The sequence below is a fragment of the Rubneribacter badeniensis genome (genome assembly GCF_002899695.1).
Lineage (GTDB): Bacteria > Actinomycetota > Coriobacteriia > Coriobacteriales > Eggerthellaceae > Rubneribacter > Rubneribacter badeniensis.
Window position 1 is genome coordinate 1 of the sequence record NZ_PPEL01000200.1, and the last position, 501, is coordinate 501.

Consider the following 501-nt stretch of genomic DNA (forward strand, 5'->3'; position numbering starts at 1 on the left):
TCGTGGGCGTGTTCGTGATCGCCGTGTTCGCAGCTGTGGTGTTCCAGGAGAGCATCTTCGGCCAGGGCTCGATCTTCTCTTACATCCTGGGCGGTAACTGGGAGCGCGGCGTGAACGTGTTCGCCCTCACGGCGTGCATCATGTTCGTGTGCGTGGCGCTGACCGTGGTCACGCTCGTTCAGAAGCTGCTGAACCTGCTGGCCACCGTGCTGGGCGCGCGCGGCGAGACCGTGTGCCGCCTGCTGGGCAGCTTCATCAAGTATGCCACCATCATCGGCATGGTGTACTACTGCCTCATGCTGGTGGGCGTGGACACCACCACGCTTTTGGCCTCGGCCGGCATCCTGTCCATCGCCATCAGCTTCGGCGCGAAGGAGCTGGTGAGCGATATCCTCTCCGGCCTGTTCATCATCTTCGAGGGCGAGTTCCGCGTGGGCGACATCATCAAGGTGGGCGACTGGCGCGGCACCGTGGTGGAGATAGGCGTGCGCACCACCAAGG

Annotated in this window: 1 protein-coding gene; it reads left to right on the forward strand. The window is 63.5% G+C overall.

Annotated elements, in window-relative coordinates:
* Positions 1-501, forward strand: a 501-nt coding sequence (locus C2L80_RS13655) for a mechanosensitive ion channel family protein (protein WP_129589986.1), incomplete at both ends; no start/stop codon positions are given.